Source organism: Streptomyces sp. 3211.6 (assembly GCF_003634815.1).
GTDB classification, from domain to species: domain Bacteria; phylum Actinomycetota; class Actinomycetes; order Streptomycetales; family Streptomycetaceae; genus Streptomyces; species Streptomyces katrae_A.
In genome coordinates, this window is sequence record NZ_RBXC01000001.1 from 5,026,702 (window position 1) to 5,043,363 (window position 16,662).

Sequence of the window (16,662 nt, forward strand, 5' to 3'; positions counted from 1 at the left end):
CTAGAAGAAGGTCCGCACGTACTCGCGCACCGCCCCGTCGGCGCTGACCACCGGAATCAGCGGCCACTTCTCGAAGATGGTGCAGGGGTGCGACATCCCGAGCGCCACCCAGTCGCCGACCTGCACGTCCTCGGCGGAGTCGGTCTCCAGCCAGGCGTGCTGGTCCGACAGCTTCACCACCCGCACCCCGGTGGCGGCCCGCTCCTCGCCCGTGGACGCGTCCCGTACGAGCTCGGCCTCGGGCAGCCCGAGGTCGTAGGCGATGTCGCGCTTGCCGGCGTTGACGAAGGCCTGGGTGGGGGAGGGGCGGGAGACGACCTGCGTCCAGAGCCGGAAGGCGGGGCGCAGCCCGCCCTCCTCCGGGACCCGGTTGAAGGGGGTGAGGCGGGTGTACCAGCCGTGGTCGTGGGAGACGTACGCGCCGGAGCGCAGCAGCTTGAGCACGGGCCGGGACAGCTCGGGGAGTTCCCCGAAGACGTCGGCTACGGCGTCGAACCAGGCGGAGCCGCCGGCGCTGACGACGATCTCCTCGACGGTGTCCCCGAAGCGCCCGGCCTTGTCGAACTCCACGGCGAGCCCGGTGAGCCGGCGCAGCCAGGCGTGCACCTTCTCCGGGTCGGCGTCGGGCACCTCGGCCTCGTACCCGGCGATGCCGACGAGGCGCAGGGTGGCCGTGGCGGCGACGGCATCGGCGACGGCCCGGCAGTCCTCGTCGCTGCGGGCCCCGGTGCGGGCCCCCTCGCCGGCGCCGAGCTCGACCACGACGTCCACCCGGGCGCCCTGCCCCTGGAGGGCCCGGTCCATGAGCTGGACCCCGCGCACGGAGTCGACGTAGCAGACGAACCGGAAGCCGGGGTCGGCCGCGAGCTCGGCGGCGACCCAGCGCAGGGCGGCGGGGTCGACGAGCTCGTTGGCGAGGAAGATCCGCTGGATCCCGAAGGCCCGGTAGACGCGGGCCTGGTGGGGCACGGCGGCGGTGATGCCCCAGGCTCCGTGGTCGAGTTGGCGCTCGAACAGCTGGGGGGCCATGCAGGTCTTGCCGTGCGGGGCGAAGGCCAGGTGGTGGCGGGCTGCGTACGCGCCGAGGACGGTGAGGTTGTGGGCGAGGGCGTCGGCGTCCAGGGTCAGCACGGGGGTGGTGAACCCGCCGGAGTACAGGTCCCTGGCCTGCGCGGCCAGCTCACCGACGGTCAGGCCGGCGGCCTCGGCGTCCGGGGGAAGGCCCTTGAAACGGTGGTCGACGGGTTCGGCGGCGAGGCGTCGGACGGCGTCGCTGGGCATGGGGCCTCCTGATGGTGCGGGTGGTGCCTGTGGTGTAACACCGGTGACGACGGGGGGTCAACGCCGCCGGTTCCGTCCGGGGCCCACCCCTGCCGCGGCGGCCACCCGGCCCGACGGGGGCCAGGCCCTAGCGAACCGCTCGAACGCCGGTCACCGGCACGTCGTGGCGCTGACACCATCAAGGTGGCAGCACACCCCATCGACCCCAGCAGAGGACCCCGTGAGCGAGAAGACCGCCGTCACCCCCGACTCCCACCCCGCCGCCCCCGCGAAGTTCTCGCACGGCGCGCGCAAGGGCAACATCCTCCAGGTCGCCGGCCAGGTCGGCTACCTTCCCGCCGTCGCCGGGCAGGCGCCCGCCGTCGCCGGGCCGACCCTGCGCGAGCAGACCCTCCAGACGCTGGAGAACGTCCGTTCCGTGCTGGAGGCGGGCGGCGCGAGCTGGGACGACGCCGTGATGATCCGCGTCTACCTGACCGACACCGCCCACTTCGCCGAGATGAACGAGATCTACAACGCGTACTTCGACGAGCAGGCGGTCAAGGTGCCCGCCGCCCGCACCACGGTGTACGTCGGCCTGCCCGCCGGCCTGCTGATCGAGATCGACGCCCTCGCGGTGCTCGGCTGACCCGGAGCACGAGGGAGGGGCGCCCCCCTGGCGGTGGGGCGCCCCGGGCCGGCCGGCCGCGCCGCGCCTACGCGCAGTACTGGGCTTCCTTGCCGATCGACCGGTACATGCAGTCCGCGTTCTCCAGCAGCTGGAGCACCGCGTCCTTGTTGCGGGCCGTCTCACGGTCGATGACCTCGTCGGGCGGGTAGAAGCCGCCGCCCCCGCCGGTGTCGGAGGGGTACATCTCGAAGGTGTAGGCGAAGATCTTCTGGGTTCCCCACAGCCAGTCGTCGATCGTGCCGTCGGTGATGTACAGGTCGCTGGACTGCTCCGGCGTGTAGCCGTTGCTGGCGGCCATGCTCGTACCGATCTTCTTGTACACCGCGAGGTCGTCCGCGGTCAGGCCCGGCGCGGTGTCGTTGTACGTCCACCCGAAGGGCCACAGCACGAGCTCGCTGTAGGTGTGGAAGTCGATCGCGGCCTTGATCTGCTGCTTGCCGCCGACGATCCGGCTGCGCACGAAGTCGGAGACCACCTTGACCTCGGGCGCCGAGGCGGCCGAGGGCCCGCGGTAGGTCTCGGAGCTCTTGCTGCTGCTGGAGCCGCCGCAGCAGCCCCACTTGTAGTCCCAGTTGCGGTTGAGGTCGGTGCCCACGGCCGTGGAGCCGGAGTTGGGCTGGCGGTTCTTGCGCCAGGAGCGGTAGGAGCCGGTGGCGATGTCGTACTCGCCGCCGTCCGGGTTGAGGTCCGGGACGATCCAGATCTCCCGGTTGTTGACCATGTTGGTGATGCGGGAGTCGCTGCCGTACTTGGAGCCGAACTCCTGGAGCAGGTACAGCGCCATTTCGACGGTCAGGTGCTCGCGCGCGTGCTGGTGGGCGGTGAAGAGCACCTCGGGCTCGTTCTCGTCCGTGCCGACGTTGTCGCTGATCTTGATCGCGACGATGTCCCGGCCCTGGTACGACTTCCCGATGACCTGCTTGCTCATGATCCCGGGGTATTGGGCGATCCGCTGGTCGATCTCCGCGCTCGCCTCGGCGTAGTTGTGGTACTTGGAGTCCGCCGACGGGAAGTCCATCGGACGGTTCGCGACCCCCCGCTCGGAGCGGTCGGGCGGGCCGGCCAGGGCGGTGAGCCGGTAGCCGCGGGTGCGCAGGGCCTTGGCCTGCGCCGGGGTCGCGCTGACCACGACCGAGCGGGCGTCGACCTCGTCGATGGAGACCCCGCTGCTCAGCAGGGCCGTGCGTTCGGCGGCCGTGGACGGGCCCTGGACCTCGTACTGGACGATCGCCTCGTCCTCGGTCGCCGTGGAGGGGGTGGGCGGCGGTGCTGCCGTCGCGCTCATTCCGTAGGCGGGTGCACCGAGCGCGAGCGCCAGCAGGGCGGCCGTGACGGCGGCCCTCCGGCGGGTGTGGAGCCGCATGCGTTCTCCTGGGTGGAGTGTGGGGGTAGCCGTGCGGACGCGCACAGCGTGCTCTTGTGGCATGTCCCGGTCAATAGCCCCGGACGTACCCGGCGCTGGGCACCGGACCGAATCGGCCACCCCCACACACCTACCGCCTACGGCAGCCCGTGGACCTTCGGACCCACCGCGTTGGACCAGGTACTACCCGCCTTGGCGTCCCAGTTCGTCGACCAGGTCATCGCCCCGCGCAGCCCCGGGTAGGTCTTCGACGGCTTGAAGGACCCGCAGTTCGTGCCCCGCGCCAGGCAGTCCAGGGCGTTGTTCACGACCGTCGGCGAGACGTAGCCGCTGCCCGCGCCGCTGGGGGAGGCCGGGACGCCGATGCCCACCTGGGAGGGGTCGAGCCCGCCCTCCAGCTGGATGCAGGCCAGCGCCGTCAGGAAGTCCACCGAGCCCTGGGAGTAGACCTTGCCGTCGCAGCCGTTCATCGCGCCGCTGTTGTAGTACTGCATGTTCACGACGGTGAGGATGTCCTTCACGGCGAGGGCGGTCTTGAAGTACCCGCCCTGCGTGGACTGCATGTCGATGGTCTGCGGGGCCATCGTCAGGACCAGCGAGGGGCCCGCCTTCGCGGCCAGGGAGCGCAGCGCCTGGGTCATGTAGGTCGGGTTGAGGCCGTTCTCCAGGTCGATGTCGATCCCGCTGAACCCGTACTCCTGCATCAGCGCCCAGGCCGAGTTCGCCAGGTTCGCCGCGGAGGCGGAGTCGTTGACCGAGATCGTGCCCTTCTCACCGCCGATGGACAGGATCACGGACTTGCCGGCCGCCTTCTTCGCGGCGATGTCGGCCTTGAACTGCGCGACCGTGTAGCCGCCGAGGCCGGCCGAGTCCAGGTTGAAGGCGATCGCGCCGGGCGTGGTCGTGGCGTCGGCGAAGGAGACGGCGATGATGTCGTACTGGGCGGAGACGTCGGAGAGCTTCTGGACGGTCGCCCCGTTGTCGAAGTTCTGCCAGTAGCCCGTCAGGGCGTGCCGGGGCACGGACGGGTTGGGGTTGGGGTTGCCCCCGCCGCCGGTGGTGGTGCCGGTGACCGGCGGGGACTTGGGCCCCTCGCCGGCCGCGTTGTACGCGCTCACCTGGAAGGAGTACGAGGTGGCGGCGGCGAGCCCGGTGATCTGCGTGGAGGCGGCGGTGACCGTCTGGACGCGGGCACCGTCCTGATAGACGTAATAGCCGCTCGCCCCGCTGACCGCGTTCCACGAAAGGGTGAGCGAGCTGTCGCCCTGGCCGGAAACCGTGGCCGCCGAGGGGTCGCCGGGGACGCTCGGGCCGGGGTCGGTGCCGCCGCCCCCGTCGGGACCGAAGACGCTGAACTCGTCCACGACGTAGGCCGGCTGGCCGTACCAGCCGTGCGTCCAGACGGTCACCCGGGTGGTGTTCGGTCCGGTGGTGAAGGTGGTCGACAGCTTCTGCCAGCCGCCGCCCGATCCGGGGGTCCAGGTGGAGACGTCCTGGGTGCCGGTGCCGGTCGCGCCCAGATAGACGTACGAGCCCTGCACCTGGGCGCCGAGGGTGTACGTGGAATTCGGCTTGACCGTGACGGTCTGGCTGCACTGGGCGTTGTCCTGGCCCGCCGGGGTGGCGCGCAGGGCGCCCGAGCCGGCGTAGACGGGCGAGGGGACGGCGGCGCCGGAGCCGCCGGAGCAGGTCCAGTCGGAGAGGCCCGACTCGAAGCCTCCGTTGCGGGCGACGTTGATGTCGGCGGCCTGGGCCGGTCCCGCCGCGAGGGCGGTGAGGGCGCCGGCGGCGAGGGTGGCGGCGATGGGCAGGGCGAGGGAGCGTATGCGGTTCACGTGGGCTCCGTGGGGGGAGTGAAGGGGGTGGAGCGGAAGGGAGTTCGAAGGGTCCCGAGGGAGGGGGAGTGGGGTTCCCCGCGGCCAAGGGCTGGCGCAGCCAAGTTGGTCCAGACCAATCCCGGTGTCAAGAGTGTTTGCGAAGTGGCTTGAAATGAGCGGGCTGCGGATCCCTGTTGTCCGGGTTTTTCGTCACCTGTGACATGTGCTTCTGGCACGGGAATCCCCAAGCCCCTGACCGGCCAGGGGAGACGCGGATATGGTGCTGGAGCAAGGGGGAAGGCGCGCCGGGCGTTTGCGGTCGCGCAGTACCGCGCATACGCCCCGGCGTGCGCGCGCGTACGTGACGGCCCGGGGAACGGCCGCCGCGTACAGGGTGAACGGGGGGATTCGCGTGCCGACCGCCATCGCTGTCACCAGTGCCGATCTGGTGCTGCCGGCCCCCGACCGGCACACCCCGGGAGCCGCCGTCCTGCGCCCTCCCGGCGAGGCCGACCTGGAGGGCGCGCTCGCCGAGACCACCGCCCTGCTGGAGCGCCACGGCCACCTCGTGGCCCTCGTGCCGCCCTGGCTGCCCCCGGCCACCGTCCGCCGGCTGCACACCGTACGGGCCATCCTGGAGACCGACCGGATCGCGCTCCTCGACATCGACCTCCCGCCCCTGGGCACGGCCGTGCTGGCCCGTCAGCTGCGCCAGCTCACCGTCAGTGACTTCAGCCCCGGAGTGCTCGCCTCCGCCGCCCGGCTGCTCTCCCACTACATCTACGCGGGCGCGGTGCTGGGCAGCGTCGCCAAACTCGACCGGATCCCCGTCGGGCTCAAGGCCCACGCCCGCTCCTGGTCGCCGAGCGCCCAGTTCGCCGTACTCGCCCACCCCCAGCCGCACCTGGCCAGGATCGGCGCCGCCGCGGCCCCCGCCCACGGCGGCGTCCTGCCCCCCGGCCCCGCCTTCGCCACCCACCTCACCTTCGCGCGCGGCCAGCTCGCCTCCGACTGGGTCACCGCCGAACTGGCCCCCGCCTGGAAGGTGCAGGGGGTCATGGAGAACCCGCTCCCGGCCGACTCCGCGCGCTGGTGGGCCACCCCCAAGCTGGTCGAGTTCGCCGCCGCCATCCCGGACGTCTCCGTCCTCTACCAGCTCGTCGCCTCGGTCCGCCGCGAGCAGTGCCGCTGGTGCGGCTTCGAGCTCATCGGCGACCGCTGCGGCTTCTGCGCCGCCCCGATCGCCGCCCCACCGCCCGAGGACGGCGCCGCCCCCCGGCCGCGCGCCGCAACCGGCTCCTGACCGCCCGAACGAACGAAGAACGGCGAGGTAAGACGGCTCATGAACTCACGCCAGCGCCGCGGCGTCATCCTGCTGCTCCTGTCGGCCGTGTGCGCCCTCGCGGCGTTCGCCGGGGTGCTCGTGGTGATCGGCGACGTCAACTCGAAGGTCGGCGCCGAGGTCGTCGCATACCGCGTCAAGGGCGACATCGCCCCTTACAGCGCCCTGAGCGCCGGGCAGTTCGAGGAGGTCATGGTCCCCAAGCGGTGGCTGTCGGACACCGCCGTCAGCGACCTCGCCGCCCTCCGGGGCAAGATCGCGCTCACCACCCTGAAGAAGGGCTCCCTGCTCCAGAGCGACATGTTCGTCGACCAACCAAAGCTCCAGCCCGGGGAGCAGGAGATCGCCATCATGATCGACGCGGCCACCGGGGTGGCCGGCAAGATCACCTCCGGTGCCAAGGTCAACATCATCGCCACCTTCAAGGGCGCCAAGGACTCCGACCCCGCCCGCTCCGTGATCATCGTCGCCAACGCCCGCGTCCTGGGCGTCGGCAAGCTCACCGCCCTCGACAAGGACAGCGACAAGAAGGGCCCCGCCGAGGCCGTCCCGATCACCTTTGCCCTGGGCACCAAGGACACCCAGCGGGTCGCCTACGCGGAGTCCTTCGCGGAGCACGTCCGCCTGGCCCTCGTCGCCCCCGGCACCGACTCCGCCCCCAGCCCGACCGACCGCACGTACACCCTCGACGGGGACAAGTGAGGCGCGGATGACCACTCGAATCCTCCCGGCGGCCGGCGACGCCGACGCCGCCCGCTCCATCGTCGCCCTGCTCAGCCAGCTCCCGGACGCCGAGCCCGCCCCGCCCGTCCCCGACTCGACCGCCCTCCTCGACACCCTGGGCCGGCTCGCCGCCGAGTCCGTCGACGAGCTCCCCGAGGTGGTCCTCGTCCACGAGCGGATCGGGCCCGTCCCCGCGCTGGAACTCGTCCGCGAAGTCGCCCTGCGCTTCCCGGCGGTGGGCGTCGTCCTGCTCTCCTCGGACGCCGGGCCCCAGGTGTTCTCCGCCGCCATGGACTCCGGCGCGCGGGGCCTCGTCGGCCTGCCCCTGCACTACGAAGAGCTCGCCGCCCGGGTCGGCGCGGCCGCCCAGTGGTCGGCCGGCGTACGCCGCCACCTGGGCCGGGGCGCGGAGGTCTTCTCCGGGCCGGGCGGCCGGGTGGTCACCGTCACCGGGGCCAAGGGCGGCGTCGGCACCACCTTCACCGCCGTCCAGTTCGCCCTCGCCGCGGCGGCCTCCGGGCGCCGCACGGCCCTGGTGGACCTCGACCTCCAGGCCGGGGACGTCGGCTCCTACCTCGACGTCCAGTTCCGCCGCTCCATCGCCGACCTCGCCGGCATCCAGGACATCTCGCCCCGCGTCCTGCAGGACGCCGTCTACGAGGACCGCACCGGCCTGGCGCTGCTGCTGGCCCCGGCGGAGGGGGAGCGCAGCGAGGAGCTGGACGAACGCGCCACCCGCCAGGTCCTCAGCGCCCTGCGCGCCCGCTACGAGCTGGTCGTGGTCGACTGCGGCACCCAGGTGACCGGCGCCAACGCCACCGCCGTCGAGCAGGCGGACGTGGCTGTACTGGTCACCACCCCGGACGTGGTCGCCGTGCGGGCGGCCAAGCGGATGGTCCGGATGTGGGAGCGGCTGCAGGTGCGCAAGGCCGAGGACACCGCGATGGTGGTCAACCGCTGGAGCAAGCACACCGAGATCCAGCCCTCGCTGATCGAGAAGATCACCAAGACCCGCCCCACCCGCACCCCCGTCCCCGCCGCCTTCAAGGAGCTCCAGGGGGTGGTGGACGCGGGCCGGGTGCAGGACCTGGACAACCGCTCCACGGTGAAGCAGGCCCTGTGGGCGCTGGCCGGGGAGTTGGGCCTGCTGTCGGACCCGCGGTCGGGGGCGGCGGTTCCCGCGCAGGCCGCCGCCGGCGCGGCCCTGGCGGTCCGCGCGGCCGGGCCGGTGGCGCGGCTGCGGCGCGGCCGGGAGGGCTGACGGATGCGCCGGTGGCCGGGGGAGCGGGAGCGGGACCGGGGGCAGGTGGCCCTGGAGTTCGTGGGCATGGTCCCGCTGATCCTGCTGCTCGTGGCGGCGGTGTGGGAGTGCGTCCTGATCGGGTACGCCTTCTCGCTGGCCGGGAACGCGGCCGACGAGGGGGCGCGGGCGGGCGCGGTGCACGGGGACGGCGCCTGCCGGGCGGCTGCCGCCGAGCACATCGGGGGCGCGTGGGGGATGGAGGCGGAGTGCGGTGAGTCCGGCGGCCTCTACAAGGCGACGGTCAAACTCAACGTCCCGGTCCTCTACCCCGGCCTGGACATCGGCGTCCCCATCACCGGCGAGGCCGGTGCGGCCGTGGAGAAGGAGGACTGAGATGCCCCGCCGCCCCCACCAGCGACCGGGCCGCCCCGCCCGGCCCGGCGGCCCGCCCGCCCGGCCCGCCGGCACGCCCGCCCGGCCCGCCGCCCCGCCCGCCCAGCCTGGCGGCACGCCCGTGCCCCGCGCGGGCGGGCCCGCGTGGCCGCCGCCGCGCCGCGGCCGGATCCTGCGCGACGACCGGGGCCAGGTGGCCCTGGAGTACATCGGCTTCATCCCGATCCTGCTGTTCGTCGCCCTGTGCGGGATCCAGCTGGGCTGGATCGCGTACGTCCACGAACAGGCCGACACCGCCGCCCGTACGGCGGCCCGCGTGGAGGCCCGCAAGGGCTCGGGCGGGAAGGCGGCGGGCGCGGCGGCCGTCCGCGGGGGCCTCGCCCCCGTCGTGACGGTCAGCAAGGACGCCGACGCGGTCACCGCCACCGTGACCATCAAGATCAACAGCATCGTGCCCGGACTGAAGATCGACGAAGCCAAGGCCACCGCCGTCATGCCCAACGACGCCCCGTCCGGACCGAGCGGAGCCCGCCCATGAGCCTGCGTTCCCGGGTCAGCACCCCCGACGACCGCCACAGCCCCCGCGAGGACGGCCGGCTCGTCTCCTCCTACCGCGCCAAACTGCTGGAGGAGATCGACCTCGCCGAGATGTCCGCCCTCGCCCCCGCCGAGCGCCGGGCCCGCCTGGAGCGCGTCCTCGGCCACATCATCAGCCGCGAGGGCCCCGTCCTCTCCACCGCCGAACGCGCCCAGCTGATCCGCCGCGTCGTGGACGAGGCCCTGGGCCTCGGCGTGCTCGAACCGCTCCTGGAGGACGCGTCCATCTCCGAGATCATGGTCAACGGCCCCGACCAGATCTTCGTGGAGCGCTCCGGCCGGGTCGAGCAGCTGCCGATCCGCTTCGCCTCGCACGAGCAGCTGATGCAGACCATCGAGCGCATCGTCTCCACCGTCAACCGCCGCGTGGACGAGGCCAACCCGATGGTCGACGCCCGCCTGCCCAGCGGTGAGCGCGTCAACGTCATCATCCCGCCGCTGTCCCTCACCGGCGCGACCCTCACCATCCGCCGCTTCCCGCGCGCCTTCACCCTCCAGGAGATGATCGCCCTCGGCTCCCTGGACGAGCAGATGCTCCTCCTGCTGTCCGGGCTGGTCCAGGCACGGATGAACCTGATCGTCTCCGGCGCCACCGGCACCGGGAAGACCACCCTCCTCAACGCCCTCTCCGGCCTGATCCCCGAGGGCGAGCGCGTCATCACCATCGAGGACTCCGCCGAACTCCAGCTCCAGCAGGCCCACGTCATCCGCCTCGAATCCCGCCCCGCGAACGTCGAGGGCAAGGGCCAGATCACCATCCGCGACCTCGTGCGCAACTCCCTGCGCATGCGCCCCGACCGCATCATCGTCGGCGAGGTCCGCGGCGGCGAGACCCTCGACATGCTCCAGGCCATGTCCACCGGCCACGACGGCTCCCTCGCCACCGTCCACGCCAACAGCTCCCAGGACGCCCTGATGCGCCTGCAGACCCTCGCCTCCATGTCGGAGGTCGAGATCCCCTTCGAAGCGCTCCAGGACCAGATCAACAGCGCCGTCAACGTCATCGTCCAGCTCACCCGTTTCGGGGACGGCTCGCGCCGCGTCACCGAGATCTCCGTCCTCGAATCCCACGGCCGCGAACCGTTCCGGATCACCACGGTCTGCCGGTACGTCGCCCAGCCCATGGCCGCCGACGGGCGCGTGCACGGCTACTTCGCCTACGCCCCCCTCCCGCGCCGGATCGCGGAGCGCCTCTACATGAACAACCAGCCGATCCCCCAGGCCTTCGGAGTGGCCCCGCCCGAGGACCACTTCGACCCGCTGACCTCCCGGACCCTCCTGTGACCAACCTCGTCCTCCTCACCCTCGGCGCCACCCTGCTGGCCGGACTGTTCATGTCCCTCGGGGTACACGCCTACTCGGCCGGCCTCGCCCAGCGCGCCGCCCTCATCGAACGCCTCGCCGCCGAAGGCGCCCCGGAGGCGCCCGGCCGCCGGCGCCGCTTCCCCGGCCTCGATCGGCGGCTGCGCAGGACGAAGCTCGGCCGGCGCATCGAGGTGAAGCTGGCGACCACCGGCCTCGACCTCACCCCGGGCGAGTTCTTCGCGTACATGCTGATGGCGGTCGCCGGCGTCTGGCTGGTCTCCGCCGCCCTCCTGGCGCCCTTCTTCGGCCCCGTCGCCGGCCTGATCGGCCTGTGGGCGGCGAACGCCTTCCTCAACTGGCAGCGGGCCCGCCGCACCGAGCGGTTCATCAACCAGCTGCCGGAGCTGGCCCGGATCCTCGCGAACGCCACCCAGGCCGGGCTCGCCCTGCGCACGGCCATCGGGATCGCGGCCGAGGAGCTGGAGGCCCCGGCGGGGGAGGAGCTGTCCCGGGTCGCGGACCGGCTCGCGGTCGGTCACTCCATCGAGGAGGCGCTCGGGGAGATCGTGGAGCGGCTGCCCTCCCGGGAACTGGTCGTCCTCGTCTCCACCCTGGTCCTCTCGGCACGGGCGGGCGGCGCCATCGTCGGGAGCCTGCGCAACCTGGTGGTGACCCTGGAGCAGCGCAAGGAGACGCGCCGGGAGATCCGTACGCAGCTCTCCCAGGTGACGGTCACCGCCTACCTCGTCCCGGCGATCGGCCTGGGCTCACTCCTCCTGGTCGACATGATGATGCCGGGCGCGCTGGACCGCATGACCGGCGCCCTGATCGGGCAGACCGCCGTCCTGATCGCCCTCGGCCTGTTCACGCTCGGCTTCGTCCTCATCCGCCGCCTGTCGAAGATCGACGTCTGACGGGAGGACGACGCCACCATGACCCCCTACCTGCCCCTCCTCCTGGCCGCCGTGACGGGCCTCGCGGTCTTCGGCATCCTCCACGGCATCCGCCTCTACCGCGCCGACGTGGAACTCCCCACCGACCTCGCCCTCGCCCTGGAGGTCGGCTCCTCCCGCACGACGGCCGTCGGCTCGGTGGTCGACCGCCTCGGCATCCGCTGGGCACCCCTCGTCCTGCGCCTGATGGGCCCCACGCGGGTGGCGCGCAAACGCGCCCAGATCGACCGGGCCGGCAACCCGGCCGGCCTGACCATCGACCGGTACGCGGCCCGGCGCGCGGTCTACGGCTTCCTCGGCGGCCTCGGCGCCTTCGCCATGCTCCTCAACGGCCAGCTGGTCGTCGCCCTCCTGATGGTCGCGTTCGGACTGTTCTGGATCGAGGCGGGCCTGTGGTCGGCGATCCGGGTCCGCCGCGACGACATCGAGCGCACCCTCCCCGACTTCCTCGACGTCCTCGCGGTCGTCGTCAGCGCCGGGCTCGGCTTCCGGCAGGCGCTGGAGCGGGTCGCGGCCAAGTACGAGGGCCCCTGGGCGGACGAGGTCCGCATCACCCTCCAGCAGATGGACATGGGCGTCAGCCGCCGCCAGGCCTTCGACGAACTGCGCCGCCGCAACGACAGCGAGCAGGTCGCCCAGTTCGTCACCGCCCTCCAGCAGGGCGAGGAACTCGGCTCCCCGATCGTGGACACCCTCATCGCCATCGCCGAGGACATGCGCCGCACGGACGCCCAGAACGCCCGCCGCCGCGCCGCCCGCGCCGTCCCCAAGGCCACCTTCGCGGTCACCATGTTCATGCTCCCGGGGACCCTGATCCTCCTGGTCTGCGGGTTCGTCTACGGAGCGAACGTCGACTTCGGCGCCCTGCTGGGCGGTGGCTGACATGGCGCTGCCCCTGACCACCCTCCCCGCCGCCGGCTCCCCGCTGCGCCTGCGCGCGAACGCCCTCCAGTCCCTGTGCCGCCAGGTCTTCGCCCTGCGCCTGGTGATGATCCCCCTGGGCGCCCCCCTGGCCCTGTCGCACACCGCCCCCGGCGGTCCGGCGTACCTGGTGTCCGGGGCGGTGGTGTTCACCTTCATGCTCTCGTACGCCCTCTTCCGCGACTGGGAGCGCTGCGGTCCCCTGCTCCTGCGCCACCGCTGGCTGCTGGCCGCGGACATGGCCCTGGGCACCCTGCTGCTGATCACCGCCGGCCCCGCCTCCCCGCTGGGCCTGGTGGCCCTGGGCACCCCTCTCCTCGCAGGCCTGGTGTACGGCTGGCGGGGCTCGGCGGTCTACGCGGCGGCCCAGACGGCGGTGATGGCGGCGCTCGGCGGCGGCCTGTCGCTCTCCCTCCTCTGCATCCTGTCGGGCGCGGCGGGCTCCTCCGTGCGCGACTTCCTGATCCGGCTCACCGAAGCGCGGGCGCAGCTGGCGGTGGCGGAGGCGATCCGCGGCGAACGCGACCGGCTGGCCCGGGAGATGCACGACTCGGTGTCCAAGACCCTGCACGGCCTGGCCCTGACGGCCGACGCCCTGACCCGCACCGAGGACCCGGCGGCCATCCGCGTCCAGTCCGCCCTCCTGGCGGTGGCGGCCCGCCGCGCGGTGACGGAGTCCCGCGCCCTCCTCACGGACCTCCGCGAGCCCCTCCCGCCCGTCCCCCTCCTCCCGGCCCTCCACCGCCTGGCCGGCCCCGGCACGACGGTCCACGCCCCGGCCCCCCTCCCCGCGCTCCCCGCCCCCGTGGCCCGCCACCTCCTGTCCATCGCCTCGGAAGCCCTGGAGAACGCCCGCCGCCACGCGCGAGCCACCCGGGTCACCGTCACGGCGACGACCACCCCCACCCACCTCACCCTCACCGTGACCGACGACGGCCGCGGCCTCCCCGCCGGGGGCACGCCCCCCGCCGCCCCGGGCCACTACGGGCTCCTCGGCATGCGGGAACGCGCGGCGGCGATCGGCGCCGACCTCCGCCTGGGCCCCCGCCCGGACGGGAGCAGGGGGACCCGGATCCACCTGACCCTCCCGCTGGAAGGGAGCCCCTGATGCCCGGCCTCCGCGTCCTGATCGCCGACGACAACCCGGTCGTACGGGCCGGCCTGGCCGCGCTGCTGGCGGCGGCGGACGGCATCGAGGTGGCCGCCGAGGCCGCCGACGGCCGCGAGGCCCTGAGCCTGACCCGCCGCCACGCCCCCGACCTGATCCTCCTCGACGTCCGCATGCCGGGCGTGGACGGCATCTCGGCCCTGCCGCACCTGGTGCGGCTGGCGCCGGTGCTGATGCTCACGTACAGCCGGGAGCCGGAAATCGTCCGGGAATCGCTCCTGCTGGGCGCGGGCGGCTACCTGGTCCACGGCGAGTTCACGCCGGAGGACCTGGTGAGAGCGGTCCACGACGTCCGCGAGGGCCGCCCCCACTTCACGCCAACGGCGGCGGACACCCTCCTCGCGAGCCTCCGCACCTCTTCGCAATCGCAACGAACTGTGGCACAGTCTCCGGAGAGGCTGCACAACTCCGTTCTCTTCGGCTTGAGTTCGAGGGAGGTGGAGATCATGGACTTGATCGCGTCCGGGATGAGCAACCAGCAGATCGCGGCGGCGTGCTTCATCAGCGAGAAGACGGTGAAGAACCACATCAACCGCATCTTCGCCAAGCTCCAGAGCACGAGCCGCAGCGAAGCGATAGCCCACTGGCTGGGAACCGCCCGCCCGGGGGTGAGTGGACGTGGGTAGACGCGGTGCGCAGTGGGTCCGTAATTGGGCCCCGGGACCCTTGGTGACGACCGCTCACTCCCCGTACGGTCCGCAAATCGACAGCGGCACCGGACCCGGAGGTTCCCGTGATGAAGCAGAGCACCCTGGCGCGGCTGCGGATGCGCTACGAGACCAGGCCCGGCCGCGACCGCGGGCAGACGGCGTTCGAGTACCTGGGGATCATCCTGGTGGTCGTGGTGATCATCGGCGCGATCGTGGGGACGGGCATCGGGCAGGCCATCACCACCAAGATCACGGGTGCGGTCGCCAGCATCACTGCAGGGAAGTGAGGCGGCCCGGCTTCAGCGACGACCGGGGTCAGGCCTTCCCGATTTACATCGTCATGGTGGTCGGGCTGCTTTTCGCTGCTCTGGCATTCTTTGTCGTCGGGCAGGCAGGAGTGACCCGCAGCAACGCGCAGGGCGCTGCTGACGCGGCTGCCCTGGCGGCGGCCGGCGAGGCCAGGGACAACGCCCTTCTGGACGTCGACCTTCTCGGGCTCAAGCCTGCCGATTGGGAAAGGCTTGTCGCGGGCGACCTCCTCACCGGGCAAGGAGCGTGCGCAAAAGCTGAGGAGTTCGCTGCCTTGAACGACGCCGTTGCGCAGTGTGCGGCAGCCATCCCGCAGGTCACTGTGACGGTGACGACGAAGGGAACGGTCGGACAATCCGTTGTGCCGGGCACCGAGAACGTCCACGGCAAGGCCACCGCGAAGGCGCGCATCAGGCCCCGGTGCTCGCTACGGTCGGCCCCGAGCCAAGCGCCCACTCCCTCAGGCCAAACGCCCGACCCGACGTCGAGTCCAAGCCCGAGCACTTCGCCCGAGCCGGGAAGCGTCACGTTCGTCTGTGACGGCCACCTGCTCAACCTGGATCTGGGGAAGCCGGGTCCGCTGCGCAATCTGGCAAGGGCGCTCTTCACGGTTCGACTGGTCGACTGACCAGCACGCGAGATTAAGGAAGCTGCATAGATGAGGACTCGGCACTCGGCGAAGGCTCGCGGAGGAGTGGCTGCCGTGGCTGCGGTCGTTCTGGCGATCGCGGTGGCGGGTTGCGGCGCGGGCAGCGACGACAAGCCCAAGGCTGCCCAGGATCCGTCGTCGGTGAAGTCCCAGGGCGGTGCCCCCAAGTCCCAGGCCCCGAGCAACGCGCCGCAGCCCACGCCGACGGAGGTGCTCGCCACCGTCAACGGCGAGGCCGGCATGACCCTGCTGATCAACAAAGCGGCTCGCGACGCAGGCGGATTCCTGACTGTTGAGGGCCAGTTGAAGAACACAGGGAGCGCCCCCTACGTCAACACCGCGCCATGGCGCGGGAACGAGCTCAACTCCAGTGGCGTATCCGTTGCCGGCGTCACTTTGGTCGACAAGGTCGGGAAGAAGCGCTATTACGTCCTCCGGGACACCGACGGCAGGTGTCTGTGCACCACCGGCCTCGCCATCATCGAGGCCGGCCAGTCAGTGCCCTTCTTCGCCCAGTTCCCCGCACCCCCCGCCGGCACCACCGAGGTGGAGTTCAGCCTCCCCACCTTCGCCACGGCCACCGTCAAGATCTCCGGGTGACCCCATGACCAAACGCCCCCGCCGCGTCTCCGCCGCGACAGCCGTCGTCGGCCTCGTCATCGCCGGAGCCCACCTCCTCGGCGCGACGAGCGCCCACGCCGACGACCCCAAACCCTCCGTACCCCCCGGCACCGAACCCTCCCCCGCCGCACCCGTGCCCATCGACTCCAACGCCCCGGGTCTCAAGATCCCCCAGGGCGGCACCCTCGCCCCCATCAAGGTCCTCGACATCGCCGAAGTCGTCGAAGACCTCGGCGGCGAGCAGCGCCGGCAGGAGACCAACCAGAACGTCATGATGGCCCTCCAGTCCGAGGTCCTCTTCCCCGAGAACAGCGCCGTCTTCAACGCCCAGGCCGCCGCCCGCATCCAGGCCATCGCGCAGGAGATCAACACCCAGAAAGCCACCCGCATCCGGGTCTTCGGCTTCACCGACGACCAGGGCAGCTACGAACACGGCAAGGAACTCTCCAAGCAGCGCGCCGACGCCGTCCAGGCGGAACTGGCCAAGACCGTCACCAACCCCGGCGTCACCTACGACGTCCGCGGCTACAGCGAGGACTACCCGATCGCCGACAACAGCACCGAGGAAGGCCGCAAGAAGAACCGCCGCGTCGAGATCACCTTCCCCCGCGGCGCAGCCGGATAACGGCGCGCCCATCGAGCCCGGCGCTACCGTAG

At 72.2% G+C, this 16,662-nt stretch carries 18 protein-coding genes; 15 read left to right on the forward strand and 3 right to left on the reverse strand.

All coding sequences use genetic code 11. The features are described from left to right. Positions 1 to 1,281, reverse strand: coding sequence for an alanine racemase (locus BX286_RS23360; RefSeq protein ID WP_079429513.1), 1,281 nt, complete (start codon positions 1,279 to 1,281; stop codon positions 1 to 3). Positions 1,282 to 1,501: 220 nt separating this feature from the next. Between BX286_RS23360 and BX286_RS23365 the strand changes: the two genes are divergently transcribed. Beyond that, positions 1,502 to 1,909 (forward strand): RidA family protein, encoded by a 408-nt coding sequence (locus tag BX286_RS23365; RefSeq protein ID WP_121016228.1) that lies wholly within the window; start codon positions 1,502 to 1,504, stop codon positions 1,907 to 1,909. A gap of 67 nt (positions 1,910 to 1,976) precedes the next feature. On the opposite strand, the gene BX286_RS23370 is transcribed toward BX286_RS23365, so the two are convergent. After that, positions 1,977 to 3,314: a M14 family metallopeptidase gene (locus tag BX286_RS23370; protein WP_187344180.1), complete on the reverse strand. Its 1,338-nt coding sequence runs from the start codon at positions 3,312 to 3,314 to the stop codon at positions 1,977 to 1,979. Positions 3,315 to 3,451: 137 nt separating this feature from the next. Continuing rightward, entirely contained in the window at positions 3,452 to 5,149 is a 1,698-nt protein-coding gene (locus BX286_RS23375) for a chitinase (RefSeq protein ID WP_121016231.1), read from the reverse strand. A 394-nt stretch (positions 5,150 to 5,543) separates the two neighbouring features. On the opposite strand from BX286_RS23375, the gene BX286_RS23380 reads away from it, so the two are divergent. The 14 genes from BX286_RS23380 to BX286_RS23445 all read left to right on the forward strand — a co-directional run bounded on the left by BX286_RS23380 (position 5,544) and on the right by BX286_RS23445 (position 16,630). Beyond that, entirely contained in the window at positions 5,544 to 6,434 is an 891-nt protein-coding gene (locus BX286_RS23380; protein WP_187344181.1) for a hypothetical protein, read from the forward strand. Between the two features lie 39 nt (positions 6,435 to 6,473). Continuing rightward, a complete protein-coding gene (gene cpaB / locus BX286_RS23385; protein ID WP_121016232.1) occupies positions 6,474 to 7,175 on the forward strand; it encodes a Flp pilus assembly protein CpaB in 702 nt (233 codons plus the stop codon). Positions 7,176 to 7,182: 7 nt separating this feature from the next. Continuing rightward, positions 7,183 to 8,457 (forward strand): AAA family ATPase, encoded by a 1,275-nt coding sequence (locus BX286_RS23390; protein WP_121016234.1) that lies wholly within the window; start codon positions 7,183 to 7,185, stop codon positions 8,455 to 8,457. Positions 8,458 to 8,460: 3 nt separating this feature from the next. Then, complete coding sequence (locus tag BX286_RS23395) at positions 8,461 to 8,832, forward strand: TadE/TadG family type IV pilus assembly protein (protein ID WP_079429519.1); 372 nt, start codon at positions 8,461 to 8,463, stop codon at positions 8,830 to 8,832. A 1-nt stretch (position 8,833) separates the two neighbouring features. After that, on the forward strand, positions 8,834 to 9,370 hold the full coding sequence (locus tag BX286_RS23400; protein WP_121016236.1) for a TadE/TadG family type IV pilus assembly protein: 537 nt from the start codon (positions 8,834 to 8,836) through the stop codon (positions 9,368 to 9,370). Next, positions 9,367 to 10,713 (forward strand): CpaF family protein, encoded by a 1,347-nt coding sequence (locus BX286_RS23405; protein WP_100862975.1) that lies wholly within the window; start codon positions 9,367 to 9,369, stop codon positions 10,711 to 10,713. Before BX286_RS23400 ends, BX286_RS23405 begins: the two co-directional genes overlap by 4 nt. After that, complete coding sequence (locus BX286_RS23410) at positions 10,710 to 11,648, forward strand: type II secretion system F family protein (protein WP_121016238.1); 939 nt, start codon at positions 10,710 to 10,712, stop codon at positions 11,646 to 11,648. The genes BX286_RS23405 and BX286_RS23410 overlap by 4 nt, the downstream gene beginning before the upstream one ends. A 30-nt stretch (positions 11,649 to 11,678) precedes the next feature. Next, a complete protein-coding gene (locus BX286_RS23415; RefSeq protein WP_079431920.1) occupies positions 11,679 to 12,569 on the forward strand; it encodes a DUF5936 domain-containing protein in 891 nt (296 codons plus the stop codon). A 1-nt stretch (position 12,570) separates the two neighbouring features. Further along, entirely contained in the window at positions 12,571 to 13,716 is a 1,146-nt protein-coding gene (locus tag BX286_RS23420; protein WP_121016239.1) for a sensor histidine kinase, read from the forward strand. Continuing rightward, positions 13,716 to 14,402, forward strand: a complete 687-nt coding sequence (locus BX286_RS23425; RefSeq protein ID WP_121016241.1) for a response regulator transcription factor — start codon at positions 13,716 to 13,718, stop codon at positions 14,400 to 14,402. The genes BX286_RS23420 and BX286_RS23425 overlap by 1 nt, the downstream gene beginning before the upstream one ends. 110 nt (positions 14,403 to 14,512) lie before the next feature. After that, positions 14,513 to 14,713, forward strand: coding sequence for a hypothetical protein (locus BX286_RS23430; protein ID WP_100862972.1), 201 nt, complete (start codon positions 14,513 to 14,515; stop codon positions 14,711 to 14,713). Then, positions 14,710 to 15,363 (forward strand): pilus assembly protein TadG-related protein, encoded by a 654-nt coding sequence (locus tag BX286_RS23435; RefSeq protein ID WP_100862971.1) that lies wholly within the window; start codon positions 14,710 to 14,712, stop codon positions 15,361 to 15,363. Before BX286_RS23430 ends, BX286_RS23435 begins: the two co-directional genes overlap by 4 nt. Positions 15,364 to 15,438: 75 nt before the next feature. Further along, positions 15,439 to 15,984, forward strand: a complete 546-nt coding sequence (locus tag BX286_RS23440) for a hypothetical protein (protein WP_315974757.1) — start codon at positions 15,439 to 15,441, stop codon at positions 15,982 to 15,984. 4 nt (positions 15,985 to 15,988) lie between these two features. After that, a complete protein-coding gene (locus tag BX286_RS23445; RefSeq protein ID WP_100862969.1) occupies positions 15,989 to 16,630 on the forward strand; it encodes an OmpA family protein in 642 nt (213 codons plus the stop codon). Positions 16,631 to 16,662: the final 32 nt, after the last annotated feature.